A 21,992-nucleotide genomic window follows, 5' to 3' on the forward strand; every position below is an offset into this window, starting at 1 on the left:
CGCTATGCCTACCGCCCTACCTCTCCCGCTCTCGACGCCAAACCGTAACCTCGTTCGATTAACGATCGTCAGAGGTATCACCTGGACCGGTTTTTTACTGGCCATTATTGTTGGCATAGAGCTACTCGCTTTCGACTTGCCAGTGACCGCAGTCGTCAGTGTTGTGATTGCCATGGGGATACTGAATATCGTCACATGGTGGCGCTTAGGCAGACCAAAAGCGGTTAATCATTTCGAATATCTTGCCCACTTATTGGCCGATATTGCAGGCTTAACGCTGCTATTTTATTTTTCAGGCGGCTCAACAAACCCCTTTATTACTTACTATTTAGTGCCTGTCACTATCGCCGCCGCAACACTTCCCTGGCGGCATGCTTGGATCATCGCCGCGTGTTCAATGGCTGGGTACACCTACCTGATGTTCTTTTATCACCCGATACCTCAGCTGGGCCACATTAACAGCGACGGCCCACTAAGCCTGCACGTATTGGGTATGTGGCTTAATTTCGGCTTATCAGCCGGGCTTGTCACGTTCTTTATCTACAAAATGGCCCACGCACTGCGTAATCGAGATAAAGCACTATCTCGCACGCGAGAAGCGGCCCTGCGCAATGAACAGGTATTAGCCGTTGCTACTCAGGCCGCTGGTACGGCTCATGAGCTTGGCACGCCGCTTTCAACCATGGCCGTACTGCTAAATGAAATGTACCAAGACGCGCCTAATGACTCCCCCTTGCAACAAGACTTGGCCATTCTTCGTCAGCAGGTGGACGTGTGCAAATCACGCTTACAACACCTTGTCACGACGGCTGATCGTCGGCGCATGGCAGAACCAGAGATACTGGATGCTGAACTGTGGTTAGCCACCGTTGTGCAACGTTGGCTCGTTATCAGGCCAGATGTTAGCCACTTTTTTGATGTTGCCGAGAAACGCGGCCGTCCCTGGTTGGCCGTCGATGCCACATTAGATCAAGCGCTAACCAATTTGCTGAATAACGCTGCCGACGCTAATCCAGAGCACATTGCTATTCGCTTGGATTGGCAAGATGAAAGCGTTGTTATTGATATACGCGACCACGGCCCCGGCATCGCCATGTCGATTGCTGACCAGCTAGGCGATACGTTTATTTCCACCAAAAGCAAAGGCATGGGGATCGGGCTGTTTTTAACCCATGCCACCATTAATCGTTTCGGTGGTGGAGTAAGTCTGTACAATCATCCTGAAGGCGGTACGTTAACGGAAGTGACGCTGCCGCTTTGTTCCGCCCCTGATAAGTAACAGCGACGCAGAGCATTCGCCAGAAAATCGAGGACATCATGCAGACGCAAGACCAACGCCTTTTAATCGTCGACGATGATGAAATGTTTTGTCACGTGTTAAGCAGAGCGCTTTCGCGTCGTGGTTTTGAAGTGCAAGTTGCCCACGATGCTGATCAAGCAATGACACTGATCACGCAGTTCATGCCAACGATGGCAACACTCGATCTAAAACTTGAGCATAGTTCCGGGCTTAAGCTACTGCCCGACATGCTGGCAAGCGCACCGAATTGCCGTATTGTGGTATTAACGGGGTATTCCAGCATCGCCACAGCGGTAGAAGCCATCAAACTTGGCGCCGTTAACTATCTGTGTAAACCAGCAGATGCCGACGATGTTATTGCAGCTTTTGACCATCAGGATGGCGATCCAAATATTGAGCTAGCCGACAACCCTCCCTCTATCAACCGTATAACGTGGGAGCACATTCAAAAGGTGTTGCAAGAGCATGATGGCAACATTTCAGCCACGGCTAGGGCACTCGGCATGCATCGGCGCACATTACAACGCAAATTACAGAAGCGCCCGGTACGTCGGTAATTCCCCCACTCTTTGCGCAACAACGACGCAAAGAGTGGGCGTCAACTTGATGTTATTGGGCGGTCCATCCTAGATCAATGTTCCAACTTGCGCCCGTTACAGCGCCTGCCGCATCGGAAGCTAAGTAAGCAACTAGTTGAGCAACCTCGGAAGGCTCGATCAAGCGCTTAACCGCTGCGTTTTTCAGCATGATTTTTTCAATCACCTCTTGCTCATCCATCCCATGTAGCTTGGCTTGGTCGGCGATCTGATTATCTACCAGCGGTGTTTTCACATAGGCAGGGCAAATAGTATTGGCGGTAATCCCCTGCTCGCCACCTTCTAAAGCGGCGGTTTTCGTTAGCCCGATCATGCCGTGCTTGGCACTGATATAAGCGGCTTTGCCAGGCGAAGCCACCTGCGCATGAACAGACGCAATATTAATCACACGTCCCCAGCCTTTTTTACGCATATGTGGCCATGCTGCCTGGGTAAGCAAAAACGGCGCTGTCAGCATTAAATCAATGATTTGACGCCACTTCTCTTCAGGGAACGTCTCAATAGAAGCGACGTGCTGAATACCTGCATTATTAACCAAAATATCGACGCCACCAAAGCGTTTAACCGCATCAGCAATCGCTCCACGGCACGCGTCGGGGTCGGTTAAATCCCCCTGATAAAACGCTGCGCCAGCCGCGTCAGCCACTTCTTTTCCAGCCGGGTTAAAGTCTACTGCTAACACTTGAAAACCCTGCTCACAGAAATGTTTCACCACCGCTTCACCAATACCGCTGCTAGTGCCAGTGACCACAGCAACACGGGGTGTGACAGCTTTTTCAGAGGACATAAACGTTCCTTTTGCTGAGATTATTCAGAGTAAAAATGTAAAAACAACAGTGTAGATAGAGGTAGACGTTTCTGCCTAACCAACCTCTGAAGAAGATTTATCAGACACCATTAGCTGGATCATCATGCGTTGGGCTAGTCGCGCAGCTTCCTGCATACTTTCCAGATCACTTAGATCCTCCAGAATGACGCGCTTATAAAGCTCGCTGCCGCTGGGCAACTGTTCACATGAGAGCGAATAGTGGCCAGAAGGAAGGTTGAGACGCAATGCATTTCCCAGGGGACCATGCTGATTCAGGCATGGCACAGCAACTAGCCACATCGCACAAGGTGTTATTAACGCACCGACCAGTAGTGACGCATGCTCCTCTTCCCAAGGCTGGAAGCACAGTGCATCAACTCCAAGACGAGGGTTATAATGATCCGCCTGCTTCATTGAGCGCAGATGCGCATCTCGATAATGCAACGCTAATTCAGCTAAGCGCGCGTATTCTTGGGCAGCTAAGGTTCGCATACGTTCTTCCAAATTATTAAACATTCGCCCATAACACAGCTTAATGAAGCGTGTAGTGTAGCGCTATTAGCCAAACTGCATGAGCTACGCCACAATAGGCAACCCATTTCTAATAGATCTTTATCCTAAAGGAGTTTCTACGATGTTTGTGGTAATTTTTGGCCGCATGTCATGCCCTTTCTGCGTACGCGCAAAGCATCTCGCAGAGCATTTAGAGAGTAACGGAAAGATAGAAGGCTACCGCTACGTTGATATGCCTTCAGAAGGCGTTACCAAGGAAGATATTGCAAAAACGGCTGGCAAACCTATTCATACCGTTCCCCAAGTGTTTGTTGACCAACAGCACATCGGTGGTTTTACTGAGTTCGACCATTTTGTGCGCCAACAGCAGCTGCTGGCTTCTTAACCCAGGCGTTAAAACTGACGTTTACACCCGTTGAACAACCAAATCTTCGCTTGCCTATACTGAAGTATCACAGTTTATATGACAGTTCATGTGGCGTTCGATTAGGCGGCGAGGGTATCCCAATGCAGCGAGAGGAGTTTGTTCAACAGCTTTGGCTGGACTACGTGCATACACACCCAGACCTTGGCGGACTAAGATTGTGGCCGCTAAGTACGTCAGCCGAGTATTTGACCTTGGTGACGCTAAATTATGGCCCCTTTGCTGCTAGCGAGCTCAACACCAGCCTTGCACATATGGGCTACCGATCAGTTGGCCATTACGCTATGGCTGATAAAGGCCTTTTGGTGCATTTACTTGCACCTAATGACAGTAGCAGTTGGCTGGTATTAGCAGAATTGCAGCTGGGTGCGCTTTCAAAAGCCCCCCGCGAAGCACTAACGCAGCTCGTGCTACAAAGTCATCCGGCCGATTGCCAAGGGCAAAATTTACTATGCCGAGGACGCCCATGGCCAATGCCCTCTTGGGCACTTTACCAGCAATTACAACAGGCACACCCCCTCGCTGCCTGGCTAGCGATCATGGGCCCTAGACTGCATCACGCAGGTTTCGACTGCTCAACGATTGGCGAGCCCCTAGACACCTTGCATAGTCAGCTTGAAGCATGCGGCATGCCCAGTTTTGAGGGGCAACAAAACGGCGTATTTGCCGTGTCACCGCTAATTGAGCATCGATTTTATCCTGCAATGCCATTAAAGACCGTTTTCAGCTCAGGCGATGAGCATCGCCTTTGTCTGGGGGGACTAGCACTCGTGCAAAAACATGTCGGCGACGACCATGAGCGTATTGCTGAAATCCTGCTACCTTTCCACACCCGCTGTGAAATGGCGTGAGCTGATCAGCTCACGCCTGCTAAAAGTAGTCGACTAAGGGTTATTCCGCGTCAAACGTCATTTCAGGAACGTGGTCGGGCACAATCAGTTTGCCAGCTGTTTTTTCAATAATTTCTTCAACACTGACACCCGGTGCACGCTCTTTGAGAATAAAAGCACCGTCTTTAATTTCCAAATAAGCGAGGTCGGTCAATACACGATTAATGCAACCTGCCCCTGTTAGAGGAAGCGTGCACTTTTCTAGTAACTTGGACTCACCGTGTTTCGAGGCGTGCGTCATGGTACAGATAATGTTTTCTGCGCCAGCAACCAAATCCATCGCGCCGCCCATCCCTTTGATGAGCTTGCCTGGCACCATCCATGACGCAATATTTCCCTCTTGGTCCACTTCAAAAGCACCCAGCACGGTCAGATCCACATGACCGCCACGAATCATAGCGAATGATTCTGCTGAAGAGAAAATAGCAGCCCCAGGACGAGCGGTGACCGTCTGCTTACCAGCGTTGATCATATCAGCATCAACTTCTTCCTCAGTGGGAAAACGCCCCATACCCAGCAGTCCATTTTCGGACTGCAGCATGACATCAATGCCGTCAGGCACATAGTTGGCAACCAGCGTAGGTATGCCGATACCTAAATTGACGTAAAAGCCATCTTCAAGTTCACGCGCAACGCGCTGTGCCATTTGCTCACGTGTTAAAGCCATGGTGTATACCTCTTATTGAGTGAAAATGTCTAAACCAGAGAGCGATCAGCTACGTACCGTGCGTTTTTCGATGCGCTTCTCGAATGAGCCTTGAATAATGCGATCCACATAGATACCGGGGGTATGGATCTGGCTTGGCTCCAATTCGCCTGGTTCAACAATTTCCTCAACTTCTACAACCGTTATTTTTCCAGCGGTGGCTGCCATGGGATTGAAGTTCTGTGCCGTATGCCGATACATGACGTTGCCGTAGCGATCCGCTTTCCAGCCTTTAACAATCGCGAAATCACCGGTAATGGCTTCTTCTAAAATATAGTGGCGGCCGTTAAATTCACGCACCTCTTTACCTTCACCAATAGGTGTTCCGTAACCTGTGGCGGTATAAAATGCGGGGATACCCGCACCACCGGCGCGCATTTTCTCGGCCAGCGTGCCTTGGGGTGTTAGCACAACTTCAATTTCGTCGTTAAGCATTTGCTGTTCAAACATTGCGTTCTCGCCAACATAAGAAGCGAGAATTTTACGAATCTGACGATCTTCGAGCAGCACACCTAGCCCGAAACCATCAACACCGCAATTATTAGATACTACCGTGAGGTCAGTGACAGCCCGACGTTTAATCTCAGCGATCAAATTCTCAGGAATGCCGCAAAGGCCAAAACCGCCAGCAATAACGGTCATGCCGCTTTCGATACCTTCCATCGCTTCCTCATAGGAAGATACACGCTTATCAAATCCTGCCATTGTTATGCCTCGCATTATTATCGGTGGTACGTTGCACGCGTCGTTATGATGCGGTTGGATCTGTATAGCCAGTGTTGTACCAGATGATATATTTGTTAAGTTTGTTTTTCTTATCAATTTATATAAAAAACTTATTAAAGGGTCTGTATGACCGTTAAGCAACTTCGCGCTTTTCTGGCGGTAGCCCAAACTCTGAGCTTTACCCAAGCCTGTGAGCGCCTGCACTTGTCTCAGCCAGCACTCAGCTTGGCCATCAAAGGGCTTGAAGATTCGCTGGGGGGAAAACTGCTGATACGCAGTACCCGTAGCGTTCGACTCACACCTGAAGGTGAAACCCTTATCCCACTGGCGAAGCATTTACTTGCTCAATGGGATAATACTGAAGAGCGACTACGCCAACGCTTCACTCTCCAACTTGGCCGTTTAAGCGTAGCAGCCATGCCCTCTTTTGCGTGTAATTTGCTTCCCAGCGCTCTGGTTACCTTTCGTCGGCAATATCCTAAAATTAATATTACTGTCCATGATGTTATCAACGAAGAAGTCATCGACATGGTGCGCTCTCGCCAAGTGGAAATCGGCATTGCCTTTTTACCCGAAGGAACCGGCAGCTTAACGTTTACGCCACTCTTTGAAGATCAGTTTATCGCTGTTGTCCCCCCCGAATCAGGCTTGGCCCAGGCCAACACACTGAGCTGGGCCACATTGTTACAACAGGATTTTATTACCCTTCAACGCCCATCAATGGTGCGTAGATTGTTAGAGCAGGGACTTGCCAAACAACACATTGACTTACCGGTCGCTTTTGAAAGCCATCAGCTCTCAACCGTTGGTAGAATGGTGGCAGATGGCTTAGGTGTAAGTGCCGTGCCTTCAATGTGTATTCAGCAAATGCACCAACTCGGCGCTCGTTGCGTTCCCTTAACCTCACCAGGCATTGCCTGCCGAGTTGGGATACTGACGCATCATGAGTTATCTGTCGCGGCACAGGCACTGAGTAAAGTGCTAATCGAAGGTATCAACACACCGACACTGACGCCCTAGCACATCCGTTAAGCATGCTAAGGTTTGGTAATATACTGGGCAGCGGGGGCGTGATCCTTTAGCATTTACGCGGGGTTGCCTTTAAATTGGTCACCTATCGCTAGAATTGCACCACTGGTGTCATCATACGTAAAAGGAACTGTGGTATGTCTACTGCCAAAGGAGTCGTCAGCCTGTTGTTGCTGACGCTAACGACGCTGTTTTGGGGCGTGCCACTCATTTTGTTAACGCTGTTAAAAGTCATCACCCCAGGACGACATCAAAAACAGAGAATTCTTGATGGCCTGTGCAGCGTTGCGCTCAATTGGATTGGCGCAAATCTGTGGTGGATGCGCCGGTGGATCAAGCCTGATGTCAATATCAGCATTCCGGACTCACTCAGTCCACATCAATGGTGGCTGGTTATTTCAAACCACCGCAGTTGGACAGATATCTTCATTCTGTTTATGGCATTGCATCGCCGCATTCCAATGCCTCGGTTCTTTTTGAAACATCAGTTAATTTGGATTCCTATCGTCGGGCTGGCATTTTGGGCGTTAGAATTCCCTTTTATGCGGCGCTTCAGTCGTGAGCAACTTGCAAAAAACCCTAAACTCGCCACTATCGACCGTGAATCAACTGAGCGCGTTTGCCGGCAAGCTAGAAATGCCCCCATTGCAATATTTAATTTTGTAGAGGGGACACGCTTTACCGTAGCAAAACGGGAAAAACAGCAAAGCCCATTTCGGCACTTACTGAGACCCAAAGCTGGCGGTGTCTCTCAAGTGCTTAGCCTGCTTGGTGACAAACTGGATGGCATTTTGGATGTAACCATCAGCTATGAAAATCCAACGCCAACTTTCTGGGGTTTTCTATGCGGAAAAGAGGCTTGCATTACACTTAACGCAAGGCAACTCGCTATTCCCCAATGGATGAACGAAGCCAACTATCACGAAGAACAGCAGCACAAGGAACGGTTCCACGCATGGATCAATTCACTCTGGCAGGAAAAAGACGCCTTGTTAGCCAAGCAAACCAACCACGACTAGCTCGGTGGTTAGCGGTCTGTGTGCTAGCAACGTTGTTAGTGGGATGTGCTGGCTCTCCCTCTTCAAATGATCAAAATAACCCTGTCCCCAGTAGTACTGCCGGTCAAATAAATGGTGAATGGGTAGAGGTACAGCGCGGCGATACGCTGGGAAAACTTGCGAACCGAGCAAATGTTCCACTAGAACGTCTTGAACGCTTCAACCCTGGAACAAATGCTCAACGCTTAAACGTTGGACAGCGTTTATTAATACCTACCCAGCAAGAGCGAGCGCCCTCTGGCGGGCCCTATCGCTACCAAATTCGGCCGGGCGATACCTACTCAAGTATCGCGCGCCATTTTGGCACCACATCAGGGCGTATACAGAGTGCCAATCCTGGCACCTCTCCCACAGCGCTCAGAGTTGGCCAAATTGTCAGTGTACCGCTTAGTAGCAGCACCACCTCAAGCAGCGCCAGCAGTTCTAGCGTAAGCCGGCCAGCGGCGGCACCGACGCCAAACGCAAGCCTACCTGCATCTGCACGTCGTTGGCCTTGGCCCTTAGAGGATTACCGGATTGTGCGCCGTTTTGGTGCCGATAGCCGTGGTACGCTTCAACCTATGCTACTGGCCACCCAAGCAGGTGCCAAAGCCCAAGCAGTCGCGCCAGGTGAAGTGCGTTTTGCAGATGGAATGCGCCAGCTTGGCGAAGTTGTCATTATTCATCATGCGGATAACTTACAAACCGTCTACGCGCTGTGCGAACGCATTTTAGTCCGTGTCGGCCAGCAAGTGAGTACAGGCGACCCGCTATGTGATGTCGGCCAAAGCAGTGCGACACAGCGCTACGACTTGCTTTTCGACCTGCGTCAAGGTGGCAAACCGATTGATCCTCGACAAGTATTAAGATGACGTAAAAAAGCCCCTGAATTTCAGGGGCTTTTTTCATAAACAATGGCGGTATTAGCCGCGATAATAGCCTGGCTTCACAAACGGAGTAGGTGTCACCACCATCGGCAGCTGTTTACCTCTCACCAACGCATAAACAGTGGTCTCAGGCGCTTCCCATTCACGCCCCACGTACCCCATGGCAATTGGCTTACCAACACTTGGCCCAAAGCCACCGGAAGTCACAACACCAATTTCATTGCCATTTGCATCAACTAAAAGCGCGCCCTCTCTTACTGGTGCACGCCCTTCTGCCACTAACCCTACCCGCTTACGCGTATGATCTTTGGCGGCTACTTGGTGCAGAATAAGATCCGCTCCTGGGAAACCTGCCGGACGCTCCCCACCATGTCGGCGAGGCTTACCAATCGCCCAAATAAGCCCAGCTTCTACAGGCGTCGTCGTCATATCCATATCGTGCCCGTACAAGCACAGCCCTGCTTCTAGGCGAAGCGAGTCGCGTGCACCCAAACCAATCGCTTCAACTTCGGGCTCAGCTAACAGCTGCTCTGCAAATGCCTGGCATGCATCAGAAGCTACTGATATTTCAAAGCCATCTTCACCGGTGTAACCGCTACGACTAATCCAGACTTCCTGCCCCGCCATCGTGAAGCGGCCATGCTGCATAAACGTTAGCTCACACGCTTGGGGGCACAGACGTTCCATGACATCGCGTGCTTGCGGGCCTTGCAGAGCCAGTAGCCCACGGTCGAGTACCTCAATGTGATGAGTAGCAGCAAGATTCGTACGCAGATGGGCAATATCCTGCTCTTTGCAAGCAGCATTGACGACCAGATAAAAATGATCACCTGCATTGACGGCCATTAGATCATCGATAATACCGCCATCAGTCCCGGTAAATAGTCCGTAGCGCTGTTCACCTTTGCTTAACCCCACTAGGTCTGCTGGGATGAGTGACTCAAGCGCTTCGGCAACATTGTCACCAGAAACCGCTATTTGGCCCATGTGAGAAACATCAAACAGCCCACATTGCTGACGTGTGTGCTCATGCTCTTTTTTGACACCCAATGGGTATTGCACCGGCATGTCATAACCCGCAAAGGGAACCATTTTGGCTCCTAGCGAAAGATGCAATTCATGGAGTGGCGTCTGTTTAAGGTCGGTCATGGGATTTCCTCGGTCGAGAAAGAGAAACGGGAAGCCATGACTGGCTTCCCGGCTCTATTACATCTTATCGGCCCATATTACGTTGAATAGGGCTTACTTATCATGATCCAGCGCTTCACCTGGCAGCACATCTTTGCCTGCAAAGTAATCACGGGTAAGTTTGAATACCACTGGCGAAAGTAGCGCCAGCGCGATCAAGTTAGGAATGGCCATCATAGCGTTAAAGGTATCAGCCATCAGCCAAATAAAACCAAGCTGCGCGATAGCACCCAGCGGGATTGCCAGAACGAACAGCACGCGATACAGCATAATCGAACGTGTACCGAACAGGAACTGACAGCACTTTTCGCCGTAGAAAGACCAGCCAAGAATGGTGGTGAATGCAAACACAGCTAGGGCAATCGCAACAATCTGGTTACCAAAACCGGGCAAGGCAGCATCGAACGAAAGCGCCGTCAGTGATGCACCCGCCTCACCATCAATCCATACCGTGGAGGTCAAAATAACCAGTGCCGTAATGGTGCAAACGACGATGGTATCGATAAAGGTGCCCAGCATGGCGATGAGGCCTTGGCGAACCGGGTTTTTGGTCTGCGCTGCTGCGTGTGCAATTGGTGCACTACCTAAACCTGCTTCGTTAGAGAAAATACCGCGTGCTACACCAAACCGGATAGCTGCCATTACTGCCGCACCGGCAAAGCCACCCGCTGCTGCCATCGGATTAAAGGCGTAATAGAAAATCAAACCAAACGCTTCACCAATTTGGCTTGCATTAATGATCAATACCAACAGCCCGGCAATCACGTAAGCAATCCCCATGATGGGCACTAGTTTACCGGCTACTTTTGCAATGCGCTTAATGCCACCGAGGATAACAGCACCCGCCAGCACCATGATAATTACGCCGGTTAGCCAATGCGGAACACCAAAGGTAGAATCCATAGCATCCGCTACAGAGTTGGACTGTACGGTGTTACCGATCCCGAAAGCTGCTACCGCACCAAAGAATGAGAACAGCCCCCCCAGCCAGAGCCATTTCTTACCGAGGCCATTCTTTATATAGAACATCGGGCCACCGACATGGTAGCCAGTGCTATCGGTTTCACGATAACGCACAGCCAGAACTGCTTCAGAAAATTTAGTGGCCATCCCCACTAACGCAGTGATCCACATCCAGAACACCGCACCTGGGCCACCAAGCGCAATAGCCGTTGCCACACCCGCGATATTACCTGTGCCAATCGTGGCAGATAGCGCCGTCATCAGTGCATCAAAAGGCGAAATCTCACCGTCTTGGTCAGCAGACGCCTGGTCAGCATCTGCTTTGCTAGGCTTAGGGTCGCGGCCTTGCCACATTAGTTTGAAACCCACACCGAGCTTTCTAATCGGCATCAGTTTCAAGCCAATCTGTAAGTAAATCCCTACACCTAGCAGTAGGACCAACATTATCGGGCCCCAAACGACACCGTTAATTGCCCCTAGGAGGTTAGTTAGTATTTCCACGCGCTTCTCCTTACCCTGTTCGTTAGCTCGTTTATTATGGGTACCGGGCAGTCAAGCTGCCTTATTTAATGCTGCTGAGTTATCAAACATTTCCACCATAGCGCGTCTCACGCTTTGAAAAAACGCATGATCAGCATGTTTTACACCATTTTCCTAGTGCGCATCCATCGTGATGTCGCAACTCAGCAGAGAAAGCATCTGTTTTTACAAATTCTAACAGATGTAAAGCATCAGGAAACTCGAAGTGGCTTTTTTGCCGCCATGGGGTGTTGAAGAAATTTGTTTCCGATTGGAAACACGTTAACATATGGCACAGATCGCCTGACTTAGAACTGGCCAATAGTCGCCAAGGCGAACGACAGGCGTTAGTATGCTCCTGTCCAGACAACTGTTTCATAAAGGGAATCATCATGAGCAATCTTCCTGCCAATCTTCGTTATGCCGAAAGCCACGAATGGGTACTTGACCACAAAGACGGTACCGTCACGATCGGCATTACTGATCATGCCCAAGAAGCGCTGGGTGACGTTGTTTTCGTTGAACTGCCAGAAGTCGGTCAGGCACTCAACAAAGGCCAAGAGTTTGGCGTTATCGAGTCTGTTAAGGCGGCTTCTGACCTTTACTCGCCGGTTAACGGTGAAGTTATCGAAGTGAATGAGGCACTTGAAGATTCGCCGGAGACAGTCAATGAAGCGCCTTATGAAGGTGGTTGGATCATGAAGGTGCGCCTGACAGACACAGCCCTTGACGGGTTGCTAGACGCAGATGCTTACCAGGCAACACTTAGTTCAGACGATTAATTAGTCGGAAAGCCTGCGTAAAGCAGGCTTTCTAGTTTCACCCTGCGCGGTTTTCTCATTACGTTCGGAACCCTCCCATGCCATTTGAAACACGCCGTTTGGCCGAACTGGCCGACCATGATGCTTTTATCAAACGCCACAATGGGCCTAGCCCCGCTGATGTCGACACCATGTTAAAAGCGCTCAATTTGCAGCGCATGGAAGATCTTATTGAGCAAACCGTGCCAAGCGATATCCGCCTTGGCCGTGAGTTAGCCCTGGACGACCCACGCAGTGAAGCAGAAGCTTTAGACTATTTAAGCCAGCTGGCGCGCCAAAATCGAGTAGCCAAAAGCTACATCGGGCAAGGTTACTACGGCACCCACATGCCGGCAGTCATTCAGCGCAATGTGCTGGAAAATCCGGGCTGGTACACCGCTTACACGCCTTATCAACCTGAGATCTCTCAAGGCCGACTAGAGGGCCTGCTCAACTTTCAGCAGGTCATTATGGATTTAACCGGTATGGAGCTTGCCAATGCTTCATTGCTGGATGAGGCGACCGCCGCAGCAGAAGCGATGGCGCTATGCAAGCGTAGCAACAAGAAAAGTAAGTCAACGGCTTTCTTTGTTGCCGATGATCTATTTCCGCAAACATTAGACGTTATCAAAACTCGCGCGGAGTTTTTTGGCTTTGAGCTAATCAGTGGCCCAGCAGAAACGCTGGCAGAACACGATGTGTTTGGTGCCCTGGTGCAATATCCTTCCGCCAGCGGCAACATCACGGACATTTCTCCTCTACTAAGTGCTGCCAAAGAACGCGGCATCATGACGTGCGTCGCCACGGATCTATTGAGCCTAGTGCTGCTTAAAGAACCAGGCGCAATGGGCGCTGATATCGTCGTCGGTAACTCCCAGCGTTTTGGTGTCCCCATGGGCTTTGGTGGCCCGCATGCGGCTTTCTTCGCCACATCCGACAAGCTAAAGCGCTCGATTCCTGGCCGCATTATTGGTGTATCCAAAGATAGCCGCGGTAACACTGCATTACGCATGGCCATGCAAACCCGCGAGCAACATATCCGCCGCGAGAAAGCGACTTCCAATATTTGTACTGCTCAGGCACTACTAGCAAATATTGCTGGCTTCTACGCTACCTACCATGGTGCAGAAGGCCTACGCAAAATTGCAGGCCGCGTGCATCGCCTCACCACCTTGCTAGCGGAAGGTCTTAAGCAAGGTGGGGTCATGTTAGCGAACGACAGCTGGTTTGATACGCTCCGCCTGACCCAAGTAGATGCTGGAAAAATTCATGGCCGCGCCATGACGCATGATATCAACCTTCATTACTTCGCCAATGGCGATGTGGGCATTAGCCTGGATGAAACTACGACAGCTCACGACGTCGCGACGCTGTTTGATGTGCTGTTAGGCGATGAGCACGGCTTGTCCGTCGCAGCGCTGGATGGACAGGTTATTAGTGACGAACTCAGCGGCATTCCTCCACTGTATCGGCGTGAAAGCAGCTTTTTGGAACACCCCACGTTTACCCGTTATCGCAGCGAAACCGAGATGCTGCGTTATTTGAAACGTCTCGAGAACAAAGACCTTTCCTTGGCTCATGCCATGATCCCGCTGGGTTCGTGCACGATGAAGCTAAACGCTACCAGTGAAATGATTCCGATCTCCTGGCCTGCGTTTGCGCACCTCCACCCGTTCGCCCCCCGCGACCAAGTGGCCGGCTATCATCAAATGATTGATGAGCTAGCCGCTTTCTTAGTGGAAGTGACGGGTTATGACCATATCTCCATGCAGCCCAACTCAGGTGCCCAGGGTGAATATGCGGGGCTGCTAGCCATTCGTCGCTATCAGGCAGCACAAGGAGAATCCCATCGTGATGTGTGTTTAATCCCCAGCTCTGCCCACGGCACTAACCCTGCGTCGGCCGCCATGCTGAGCATGGACGTTGTCGTGGTTGAGTGTGATGCCAACGGCAACATTGACTTGGATGACCTGACGCGCAAAGCCGAGCAGCACAGTGATCGCCTATCTGCAGTAATGATCACGTATCCCTCTACTCACGGTGTATTTGAGTCCCATGTTCGCAAGGTTTGCGAGGTAGTACATCAGCATGGCGGCCAAGTGTATGTGGATGGTGCCAACATGAATGCTCAGGTGGGTTTGACGCGGCCCGGTGACTTCGGTGGTGATGTCTCGCACCTCAATCTGCACAAAACATTTTGTATACCCCACGGTGGCGGTGGCCCGGGCATGGGCCCGATTGGTGTCAAAGCTCACCTTGCCCCCTTCGTTTCCAATCACGTGGTTACGCCTATTAATGGTGTTAACCCAGAAAACAGTGCGGTTTCCGCTGCAGCATTTGGCAGCGCGTCAATTCTGCCAATCTCTTGGGCTTACATTAAGATGATGGGCGCACGTGGGCTTCGCGAAGCAACTGAGCTGGCTATTCTTAATGCCAATTATATTGCCAAGCGATTAGAGAGTGCTTATCCGATTCTCTACCGTGGCCAGAACGGCAATGTCGCCCACGAATGCATCATCGATATTCGCCCGCTCAAGAGTGCTTCTGGTATCAGTGAAGAAGATATTGCCAAGCGTCTGATGGACTACGGTTTCCATGCACCGACCATGTCGTTCCCTGTACCAGGCACACTGATGATCGAGCCTACAGAGTCTGAGTCACTCTACGAAATTGATCGCTTCTGTGATGCCATGATCGCGATTCGAGAAGAGATTGCGCGCGTCGAAAAGGGTGATTGGCCGCTGGATAATAACCCGTTGGTGAATGCCCCTCATACCCAAGCAGATTTGATGGATAGCGAGTGGCAACGCCCTTATGACCGTAAGCTGGGCGCCTTCCCAACAGAGGCTGTAGCTGCGTCAAAGTATTGGCCTGCGGTTAACCGCGTTGATAACGTATTCGGTGATCGGCAACTTATCTGCACTTGCCCTAGCATTGACGAATACCGCCGTTAATACTCAACGCATACGCTATTAGACGACAAGACATCCCTGTCTCTTAAACGCCCTTGGCGCTCGTTATTCGGGCACCAGGGGCGTTTTTTCTTGCAGGCGTTGGTGATGAAACCCCTCCAGTAGCTTTTCATAACGTTTCGGCAAGACCGAATCTCGCCGGCGCAATAGATAAAGCACTTCATTAATCCCTTGAGGTAACGCCAACGCTTTTACTTGGCGCTGCCAAGGGGAGGTTTCTAACACCAGGCGTGAGACAACGGTAAAACCTAGCCCTCGCGCGACCGCATCCAGCACCATGCTCACTTCATTAGTAAATCCCTGATGTCGAAAGTGCGTCATTGAACGAAATTCGTCTGGATAATTGGCGCGCAGCAGTGCGTTGGCGTGATTAATGCCGTCGTAGTAATTAAGAAAGCCTATGCCCATCAGGTCGGTTAGCGTGCTACCAGCGAAATCAGCAGGCACGACTAAACATAATGGCTCTTTGTGCCATACCGTGCAGGTCAATTCGGTATGGTTGACCTGCTCAGTCACGATGCCAATATCGTAGCGGCCTTCAAGCAGGTCATTAACGATTTCGTGATTAAAAGCAAAACTGTAATTGACCGTTAAGTTGGGGTGCATCTGCTGCTGGCCAAGAATAAAAGGATAAAACATCAACCCAACACTTCCTGGGGATGCAATCCGGCATTCACCGCTATCCAGCGAGTCGTCATCTAAACCATGGCGAAACTGCTCATGCTCGGCAAATAGCTTCAACGCATAATCATAAGCCCTTCGTCCAGACTCCGTTAGCGTAAAACTTCTGCCCTTTCTCTCTATCAGCGGTTTATCTAAATAGCTTTCTAACTTGCGGATATGCTGGCTGACGCCAGGCTGCGTCATCTCCAAACGGCGCGCAGTTCGTGTGAAACTCCCCGTTTCCACTAACGTTATAAACGTCCGAAAATACTGGGCATTAAACATAATAAAGCGCCATCTTAACTAGCCACCGTGTGCTCTTAACGAGAGCACAGAGTAGCACAATCCGACTCTTAAACGGACGCTAAGGACCAGCACTACCCTTATTGCTTGAATTCAGTTAGTAAAGGCCATGATAGTATGTGGTTTCGTTAACAATATGATTAGGGACAGCCAGACTAATGACGCAACTCCCAGTGCCGCGCGCCACCATTTCCAGCATTATTTCCCCGGAAGGGAGCCTCGAAGTGCTTTCCCAGCATGAGGTCAACCGTTTAAAAAGCACCTCTAAAAGTGGCCTGCATGACCTGCTACGCCGCTGTGCACTCGCGGTGCTTAACTGCGGCAGCCCAACGGATGATAGTTTGGCCATCATGGAAGCCTACAAAGACTTTGATATTGAAGTTTTACAGCAAGACCGAGGCATCCGCCTGAAGCTAACCAATGCTCCCGCCGAAGCCTTTGTCGACGGACGAATGATTCGTGGTATACGTGAACATTTATCATCCATTCTTCGCGACATTGTTTATGTTTACAACGAAATCCAACACCACAAGCGGTTTGACTTAACCACGGGTGAAGGCACAACTAACGCCGTGTTTCATATCCTGCGCAAGGCGGGCACGCTGAAGCCTGGGCGCGACCCAAGTTTGGTGGTGTGCTGGGGTGGCCACTCGATTTCCAGAGAAGAGTATGAGTATACCAAGGACGTTGGTTATCACCTTGGCTTGCGGGATCTAGACATCTGCACCGGCTGCGGCCCTGGCGCCATGAAAGGCCCCATGAAAGGAGCTAACGTTGCCCATGCAAAACAGCGTCGTAAAGATGGCCGCTATTTAGGTATTTCTGAGCCAGGTATCATTGCAGCCGAAGCGCCCAACCCTATCGTTAACGAGCTAGTTGTCATGCCAGACATCGAAAAACGGCTCGAAGCATTCGTGCGTTTAGGGCACGGTATTATTGTTTTCCCCGGAGGGGTGGGTACTGCAGAAGAAATTCTTTACCTGCTGGGAATCCTGCTGCATCCAAGCAATCACGATATTCCCTACCCACTCGTGTTTACTGGCCCAGCTGATTCTGCCGAGTACTTCCAGAAAATCGATGAATTCTTAGTTTATACGCTGGGCGAGGATATCCGCCGCTACTACACGATTATTACCGGCAATCCTGTGGCTGTCGCACGCAAAATGCGTGAAGAAATTGACGAGATTGCAGACTTCCGCCGCAAGCATCAGGACGCTTTTTACTACAACTGGCGTCTTACCATTGCACGTGACTTTCAGGCCCCCTTCGAGCCAACCCATGAAGCTATGCGCGGTCTAGCGCTTCACCGTCAGCAGCCTACTCATGAACTAGCGGCCAACTTGCGTCGTGCTTTTTCTGGCATTGTGGCGGGTAACGTTAAAGAGCCGGGGATTCGAGCAATTGAAGCCCATGGACCTTTTGAGTTAACCGCTGAACCAGAACTCATGCAGCGCTTAGACGAGCTATTAACCTCATTTGTCGCCCAAGGACGCATGAAACTTGATAGACAAGCATATACACCCTGCTATGTTCTCAAGTAACTAATTTAGCAAGCACAGCCTTTATCAGGCGCAACCCAGCCACGCTGCGCCTGATACATCAGGAAACTCACCGTGATTATTGCTCTTTTAACGCTGATTGCAGCAGGCATCATCAAAGGTGCCATCGGTTCTGGCGTGCCAGTCATAGTCGTACCTGTTCTCACCATGCTCTACGACGTGAAGCTAGCCATTGCCGTATTAATCGCCCCCAATTTGTTCAGCAATGTTTTACAGGTTTGGCAATACCGGCATCATTTGTTGCCACTGCGTTTTCTCGCTGCCTTCTCTTTATCAGGTGGGTTAGGCATTGTGTTGGGCACATGGGGATTAGTCGTGTTATCACCCACTCTTTTATCGCTCGGCGTGGCCGCGTCGATCGTGCTCTATCTGGTCATCAAAATAGCTAGGCGAACGCTTGCTCTTCCTTTCGCGACCGCCAACCGCATCGTGCTGCCTGTTGGCTTGCTCGCTGGCGTACTGCAAGGCGCGGCGGGTATGTCAGCACCCGCGTCTGTAACGTTTCTAAACGCAATGCAGTTGGAGCGACGCGTGTTTATCGGCTCTATCTCTGTGTTTTTTGTTGCCATCACCTGCGTGCAAATACCCGCGCTGCTGAGTGCGGAAATACTCACACTGGAACGCACGCTTTACAGCTTTATAGCGCTATTCGTCATTCTCGCCGCCATGCCCATCGGCGCACAGCTCGGCAAACGCCTACCGCACCGTTGGTTTGATAATCTCATCATGCTGTTGCTAACAGGCATTGCAGTCAAAATTATTGTGGATGCTGCACTTTAAACCATGACGACCGCCTCACTGAGCAGAAAGAGTGTCAAACCGCTACACTGATGACGCAGTCGCAACTCCTTGCCTAGGCGTTAATGGCAAGGTGAAAACCACCACCAAGGAAAGGATAAACAGCATGGAAATGATCGATCAGCTTCGGGATGGAAAAACCAAAGCATTCGCCAAGCACTGCTTTGAACGCTACTCCCCTGAAGAGCTAAATGCCGCCTCAGAAGGTGTGCCGGATCAGGACGAAATGGCGCACTGGGAAATTACCGCTGGCCAATGGGAAGAAGCCATTGCAGCTGCACTTGCGGATCACCATTCACAAGGCTAAATAGAGTGCTAAGCTAACGTGAGTATTATTAGCGCCACCTATGATTTGTTATCCCCCTAGGTGGCGCTGATCTTTCACAAATAGGTATTGGCTTATTTCTGCTTAGCCTCGAGTATACGCCAGCCCATTTTCTCAGCCTCAATTAACAGATAAATCATTCCGCTACTTAAAATGATGGCTAGCCAATGCATAATGCTTAACCCTTCGCTACCGAAGATAAGCTGCATAAAGGGTAGATAGGTAAACGCCATTTGCAGCAGCATCACCATCATAATAGCGATCCATACCGGCCGACTGCCAAAAATGCCAGCAAACGACAGCGTACTATTAATTAAAAAGCGGCTATTGATTAAATAAGCGGCACTGCCAGTGACCAGCATATTGACCGCCCCTGCCCGCGCTAGCGCTTCGCTGCCCCCTTGGTTGAGTATCCAAGAGAACATGCCGAAGACGCCAACAAGCAGTAGCACAGACACAAAAATCACTCGCCATAATAAAAACAGATCAAGCAGCGGTGCTTTAGGATCTCTTGGCTGGCGCGCCATTAAGTCTTTTTCCCCAGTCTCAAACGCTAATGCCAGACCTAGCGTAATCGCTACCACCATATTTACCCATAATGCCTGTAACGGCGTTACCGGTAGCACCGAGCCGGATAGTACGGCTAGCATGATCGCCAAGCCTTGAGCACCGTTGGTGGGCAGAATAAAGGTGATCGTTTTACGGATGTTATCGTAGACTTTGCGGCCTTCTTCAATAGCACTGACAATGGTTGCGAAGTTATCATCTGCCAGTACCATTTCAGAAGCATCTTTCGCCGCCTCAGTCCCCTGTACTCCCATAGCAACGCCGACATCAGCACGTTTTAAGGCTGGCCCATCATTAACGCCATCCCCAGTCATGGAGCAAACCCCGCCCCGCGCCTGCATCGCTTTTACTAAGCGCAGCTTATGCTCAGGGGACGCCCGAGCAAAGACATCAATCTCAAGAATGATGTTTTCTAACGCCTGATCGGACATCGCTTCAATTTCTCGCCCAGTAAGCGCTTTCTGGGTTTGCGCAAAACCCAGTTGTTTAGCAATAGCCAGCGCTGTCGAAGCATGATCACCGGTAATCATAACGGGACGAATACCTGCTTGCTGGCAACGTTTAACTGCCTCGATTGCCTCTTCTCTTGGTGGGTCCAGCAAGCCAATAATTCCCAGTAAGCGCAACCCACCTTCAATATGGTGATGATCAAGCTCATCGATTGCAGCGGCAGGTTTATCCGCAATAGCTAGTACGCGTAAACCTCGCGAGGAAAGCTCGTGAATACGGTTTTCCCACTCATTACGATCAATAGCGACAGTGCCTTGCTTGGTAGCAACGCTGTCGCACATTTCTATCAAACGATCAGGCGCCCCCTTTACGATGACACGCTGGCCATCAGCTCCTGCATGCAGAGTGGCCATATACTTAAAGTCTGACTCGAAAGGAATCGCATCTACCCGCGGAAACTGCAGGCGCACCTCTGACGTTTTTATTCCTGCTTTTTCCCCGGCAACTACTAACGCGCCCTCTGTCGGGTCACCATAAATTTGATACTGTCCCGCCTGCTGATGCAGCTCAGTATCGTTACACAATACGCCAGCACATAAAAAATCGCTTAACGTTTGAGCACTGTCCATATCGACACACTCTGTTTCTTGTTCACCACAGGCATGCAGTCGATAAAAAGCCCCCTTGGGCGTGAAACCGATACCCTCGACGAGAAACTGCTCGTCACCCAGCCATACCGCTTGAGCCGTCATTTCATTGCGCGTCAATGTGCCCGTTTTATCGGAAAAAATAGTCGAGATGGAGCCTAACGTTTCTACTGCAGGAAGCCGACGAATAATGGCGTTACGCTTCGCCATGCTTTGCACGCCAAGCGCGAGCCCGATGGTGACAATGGCAGGTAGACCTTCAGGAATCGCGGCCACCGCTAGACCGACAGCAGCCATAAACATATCCGCAGCGGGCTGGTCATGGAGAAGCGTGCCTAACAGCGCAGTAATAGCGGCAGCACCTAAAATAAAAATTGCCAGCACCCTACCCGCACGATCAAGCTGCTGAAGCAACGGCGTTTTAATTTTTTCCACACCACGCAGAAGTTCAGAAATTTTGCCGATTTCAGTGTAACGCCCCGTCTCAACGACCAAACCACGGGCATTGCCTTGCACCACAATTGTACTGGCAAACGCCATACTGCTTCGCTCCGCAAGATCCACATCTGCGCCCACTGGGTGCGACTGCTTCTCCACAGGAACCGACTCCCCAGTTAAAGCCGCCTCGTCGGTGCGAAAACGCCGCGCTTCAATCAGTCGCACGTCCGCAGGTATCCGGTCACCACTCTCTACCAGCACGATGTCCCCTGGCACTAACGCTTCGGCAGGAATGGTAGTGCGCTTCCCGTCACGTATGACATTGGCCTGGGGAGAAAGCATATTGCGGATGCTATCAAGCGCTTGCTCAGCTTTTCCTTCCTGGATAAAACCAATCAGCGCAATCACGGCTACCACCCCCACAATGGCCGCCGCATCAATGACGTGTCCAAGCAGGAAACTGGCAATAGCAGCAACCAGCAGTATAAGAATTAAAATATTATTGAGCTGATCCAATAAACGCCGATACCAAGGACGTCCCTGAGCCTGCTGAAGACGATTCGGCCCGTAGCGCTCTATACGCACTAGAGCCTCTGCAGTAGATAGGCCATCGGCAGTAGTGGCCTGCCACGCCAGCGCTTGATCTATCGAGGCACAATGCCACTTTCGAGAAGGCTTCACCGGTATTTGAGGGTTTTCCATCCATAAGCTCCCTTGTTAACTATACGGTCAGCTTACCGCAGGTTGTTGCGCCGCAACACTACTAGTATCTATAAACTAACAAGAGGATGATGCAACGCAAAAAGATGCCAATCTAGCTAAACTAACAATTTTCGGTGCCTTAAATTAGATATTTTCAATGTAACGTTTTTTTGATTTATTTT

20 protein-coding genes are annotated in these 21,992 nt (G+C 50.6%); 12 read left to right on the top strand and 8 right to left on the bottom strand.

What is annotated here, in order from left to right; translation table 11 throughout:
• Positions 1 to 4: 4 nt before the first annotated feature.
• Complete coding sequence (locus K7H08_RS00860) at positions 5 to 1,279, top strand: ATP-binding protein (protein WP_038484401.1); 1,275 nt, start codon at positions 5 to 7, stop codon at positions 1,277 to 1,279.
• 38 nt (positions 1,280 to 1,317) lie between these two features.
• On the top strand, positions 1,318 to 1,857 hold the full coding sequence (locus tag K7H08_RS00865; RefSeq protein WP_038484404.1) for a response regulator transcription factor: 540 nt from the start codon (positions 1,318 to 1,320) through the stop codon (positions 1,855 to 1,857).
• Positions 1,858 to 1,909: 52 nt separating this feature from the next.
• Here K7H08_RS00865 and K7H08_RS00870 read toward each other — a convergent pair whose 3' ends face one another.
• The gene (locus tag K7H08_RS00870; RefSeq protein WP_038484408.1) at positions 1,910 to 2,683 is read right to left on the bottom strand and encodes a 3-hydroxybutyrate dehydrogenase; all 774 of its coding nucleotides are present in this window, start codon (positions 2,681 to 2,683) and stop codon (positions 1,910 to 1,912) included.
• 75 nt (positions 2,684 to 2,758) lie between these two features.
• Complete coding sequence (gene hybE, locus K7H08_RS00875) at positions 2,759 to 3,196, bottom strand: [NiFe]-hydrogenase assembly chaperone HybE (protein ID WP_038484411.1); 438 nt, start codon at positions 3,194 to 3,196, stop codon at positions 2,759 to 2,761.
• A gap of 142 nt (positions 3,197 to 3,338) precedes the next feature.
• Here hybE and K7H08_RS00880 point away from each other — a divergent pair, with 142 nt between their 5' ends.
• Together K7H08_RS00880 and K7H08_RS00885 are read left to right on the top strand one after the other, a co-directional pair.
• The gene (locus K7H08_RS00880; protein ID WP_038484415.1) at positions 3,339 to 3,602 is read left to right on the top strand and encodes a GrxA family glutaredoxin; all 264 of its coding nucleotides are present in this window, start codon (positions 3,339 to 3,341) and stop codon (positions 3,600 to 3,602) included.
• A gap of 122 nt (positions 3,603 to 3,724) precedes the next feature.
• On the top strand, positions 3,725 to 4,492 hold the full coding sequence (locus K7H08_RS00885) for a DUF1338 family protein (RefSeq protein ID WP_038484418.1): 768 nt from the start codon (positions 3,725 to 3,727) through the stop codon (positions 4,490 to 4,492).
• Positions 4,493 to 4,532: 40 nt separating this feature from the next.
• On the opposite strand, the gene K7H08_RS00890 is transcribed toward K7H08_RS00885, so the two are convergent.
• Both K7H08_RS00890 and K7H08_RS00895 read right to left on the bottom strand, forming a co-directional pair.
• Positions 4,533 to 5,198, bottom strand: coding sequence for a CoA transferase subunit B (locus tag K7H08_RS00890; protein WP_038484421.1), 666 nt, complete (start codon positions 5,196 to 5,198; stop codon positions 4,533 to 4,535).
• Positions 5,199 to 5,243: 45 nt separating this feature from the next.
• Positions 5,244 to 5,942 (bottom strand): CoA transferase subunit A, encoded by a 699-nt coding sequence (locus tag K7H08_RS00895; protein ID WP_009724478.1) that lies wholly within the window; start codon positions 5,940 to 5,942, stop codon positions 5,244 to 5,246.
• A gap of 147 nt (positions 5,943 to 6,089) precedes the next feature.
• Here K7H08_RS00895 and K7H08_RS00900 point away from each other — a divergent pair, with 147 nt between their 5' ends.
• The 3 genes from K7H08_RS00900 (at position 6,090) to K7H08_RS00910 (ending at position 8,901) form a co-directional block, all read left to right on the top strand.
• On the top strand, positions 6,090 to 6,983 hold the full coding sequence (locus K7H08_RS00900) for a LysR family transcriptional regulator (RefSeq protein ID WP_038484424.1): 894 nt from the start codon (positions 6,090 to 6,092) through the stop codon (positions 6,981 to 6,983).
• Between the two features lie 146 nt (positions 6,984 to 7,129).
• The gene (locus tag K7H08_RS00905) at positions 7,130 to 8,011 is read left to right on the top strand and encodes an acyltransferase (RefSeq protein ID WP_038484427.1); all 882 of its coding nucleotides are present in this window, start codon (positions 7,130 to 7,132) and stop codon (positions 8,009 to 8,011) included.
• Positions 7,948 to 8,901 (top strand): LysM peptidoglycan-binding domain-containing protein, encoded by a 954-nt coding sequence (locus K7H08_RS00910; protein ID WP_231656959.1) that lies wholly within the window; start codon positions 7,948 to 7,950, stop codon positions 8,899 to 8,901. The genes K7H08_RS00905 and K7H08_RS00910 overlap by 64 nt, the downstream gene beginning before the upstream one ends.
• A 51-nt stretch (positions 8,902 to 8,952) precedes the next feature.
• Here K7H08_RS00910 and gcvT read toward each other — a convergent pair whose 3' ends face one another.
• Positions 8,953 to 10,065: a glycine cleavage system aminomethyltransferase GcvT gene (gene gcvT, locus K7H08_RS00915; RefSeq protein ID WP_038484432.1), complete on the bottom strand. Its 1,113-nt coding sequence runs from the start codon at positions 10,063 to 10,065 to the stop codon at positions 8,953 to 8,955.
• Positions 10,066 to 10,158: 93 nt separating this feature from the next.
• Positions 10,159 to 11,568, bottom strand: coding sequence for an alanine/glycine:cation symporter family protein (locus K7H08_RS00920; protein WP_038484435.1), 1,410 nt, complete (start codon positions 11,566 to 11,568; stop codon positions 10,159 to 10,161).
• Between the two features lie 410 nt (positions 11,569 to 11,978).
• Between K7H08_RS00920 and gcvH the strand changes: the two genes are divergently transcribed.
• Positions 11,979 to 12,368 (top strand): glycine cleavage system protein GcvH, encoded by a 390-nt coding sequence (gene gcvH / locus K7H08_RS00925; RefSeq protein ID WP_231656960.1) that lies wholly within the window; start codon positions 11,979 to 11,981, stop codon positions 12,366 to 12,368.
• 77 nt (positions 12,369 to 12,445) lie between these two features.
• The gene (gene gcvP, locus K7H08_RS00930; protein ID WP_038484438.1) at positions 12,446 to 15,340 is read left to right on the top strand and encodes an aminomethyl-transferring glycine dehydrogenase; all 2,895 of its coding nucleotides are present in this window, start codon (positions 12,446 to 12,448) and stop codon (positions 15,338 to 15,340) included.
• A 63-nt stretch (positions 15,341 to 15,403) separates the two neighbouring features.
• Here gcvP and K7H08_RS00935 read toward each other — a convergent pair whose 3' ends face one another.
• Complete coding sequence (locus K7H08_RS00935) at positions 15,404 to 16,306, bottom strand: LysR family transcriptional regulator (RefSeq protein WP_038484441.1); 903 nt, start codon at positions 16,304 to 16,306, stop codon at positions 15,404 to 15,406.
• Positions 16,307 to 16,482: 176 nt separating this feature from the next.
• Between K7H08_RS00935 and ppnN the strand changes: the two genes are divergently transcribed.
• From ppnN to K7H08_RS00950, 3 genes are all read left to right on the top strand, one after another.
• On the top strand, positions 16,483 to 17,865 hold the full coding sequence (gene ppnN, locus K7H08_RS00940; RefSeq protein ID WP_269438741.1) for a nucleotide 5'-monophosphate nucleosidase PpnN: 1,383 nt from the start codon (positions 16,483 to 16,485) through the stop codon (positions 17,863 to 17,865).
• 72 nt (positions 17,866 to 17,937) lie between these two features.
• The gene (locus K7H08_RS00945; protein ID WP_231656961.1) at positions 17,938 to 18,663 is read left to right on the top strand and encodes a TSUP family transporter; all 726 of its coding nucleotides are present in this window, start codon (positions 17,938 to 17,940) and stop codon (positions 18,661 to 18,663) included.
• A 124-nt stretch (positions 18,664 to 18,787) separates the two neighbouring features.
• Entirely contained in the window at positions 18,788 to 18,988 is a 201-nt protein-coding gene (locus K7H08_RS00950) for a hypothetical protein (protein WP_038484450.1), read from the top strand.
• A gap of 92 nt (positions 18,989 to 19,080) precedes the next feature.
• On the opposite strand, the gene K7H08_RS00955 is transcribed toward K7H08_RS00950, so the two are convergent.
• Positions 19,081 to 21,810 (bottom strand): HAD-IC family P-type ATPase, encoded by a 2,730-nt coding sequence (locus K7H08_RS00955; RefSeq protein WP_231656962.1) that lies wholly within the window; start codon positions 21,808 to 21,810, stop codon positions 19,081 to 19,083.
• Between the last annotated feature and the right edge of the window lie 182 nt (positions 21,811 to 21,992).

The sequence above is a fragment of the Halomonas sp. IOP_6 genome (assembly GCF_021151565.1).
GTDB classification, from domain to species: domain Bacteria; phylum Pseudomonadota; class Gammaproteobacteria; order Pseudomonadales; family Halomonadaceae; genus Vreelandella; species Vreelandella alkaliphila.

What these genes read in the sequence shown, in the direction of transcription:
- K7H08_RS00860 (WP_038484401.1), top strand. Translation starts at nt 5, where the DNA reads ATGCCTACCGCCCTACCTCTCCCGCTCTCGACGCCAAACCGTAACCTC.
- K7H08_RS00865 (WP_038484404.1), top strand. Translation starts at nt 1,318, where the DNA reads ATGCAGACGCAAGACCAACGCCTTTTAATCGTCGACGATGATGAAATG.
- K7H08_RS00870 (WP_038484408.1), bottom strand. Translation starts at nt 2,683, where the DNA reads ATGTCCTCTGAAAAAGCTGTCACACCCCGTGTTGCTGTGGTCACTGGC.
- hybE (WP_038484411.1), bottom strand. Translation starts at nt 3,196, where the DNA reads ATGCGAACCTTAGCTGCCCAAGAATACGCGCGCTTAGCTGAATTAGCG.
- K7H08_RS00880 (WP_038484415.1), top strand. Translation starts at nt 3,339, where the DNA reads ATGTTTGTGGTAATTTTTGGCCGCATGTCATGCCCTTTCTGCGTACGC.
- K7H08_RS00885 (WP_038484418.1), top strand. Translation starts at nt 3,725, where the DNA reads ATGCAGCGAGAGGAGTTTGTTCAACAGCTTTGGCTGGACTACGTGCAT.
- K7H08_RS00890 (WP_038484421.1), bottom strand. Translation starts at nt 5,198, where the DNA reads ATGGCTTTAACACGTGAGCAAATGGCACAGCGCGTTGCGCGTGAACTT.
- K7H08_RS00895 (WP_009724478.1), bottom strand. Translation starts at nt 5,942, where the DNA reads ATGGCAGGATTTGATAAGCGTGTATCTTCCTATGAGGAAGCGATGGAA.
- K7H08_RS00900 (WP_038484424.1), top strand. Translation starts at nt 6,090, where the DNA reads ATGACCGTTAAGCAACTTCGCGCTTTTCTGGCGGTAGCCCAAACTCTG.
- K7H08_RS00905 (WP_038484427.1), top strand. Translation starts at nt 7,130, where the DNA reads ATGTCTACTGCCAAAGGAGTCGTCAGCCTGTTGTTGCTGACGCTAACG.
- K7H08_RS00910 (WP_231656959.1), top strand. Translation starts at nt 7,948, where the DNA reads ATGGATCAATTCACTCTGGCAGGAAAAAGACGCCTTGTTAGCCAAGCA.
- gcvT (WP_038484432.1), bottom strand. Translation starts at nt 10,065, where the DNA reads ATGACCGACCTTAAACAGACGCCACTCCATGAATTGCATCTTTCGCTA.
- gcvH (WP_231656960.1), top strand. Translation starts at nt 11,979, where the DNA reads ATGAGCAATCTTCCTGCCAATCTTCGTTATGCCGAAAGCCACGAATGG.
- gcvP (WP_038484438.1), top strand. Translation starts at nt 12,446, where the DNA reads ATGCCATTTGAAACACGCCGTTTGGCCGAACTGGCCGACCATGATGCT.
- K7H08_RS00935 (WP_038484441.1), bottom strand. Translation starts at nt 16,306, where the DNA reads ATGTTTAATGCCCAGTATTTTCGGACGTTTATAACGTTAGTGGAAACG.
- ppnN (WP_269438741.1), top strand. Translation starts at nt 16,483, where the DNA reads ATGACGCAACTCCCAGTGCCGCGCGCCACCATTTCCAGCATTATTTCC.
- K7H08_RS00950 (WP_038484450.1), top strand. Translation starts at nt 18,788, where the DNA reads ATGGAAATGATCGATCAGCTTCGGGATGGAAAAACCAAAGCATTCGCC.
- K7H08_RS00955 (WP_231656962.1), bottom strand. Translation starts at nt 21,810, where the DNA reads ATGGAAAACCCTCAAATACCGGTGAAGCCTTCTCGAAAGTGGCATTGT.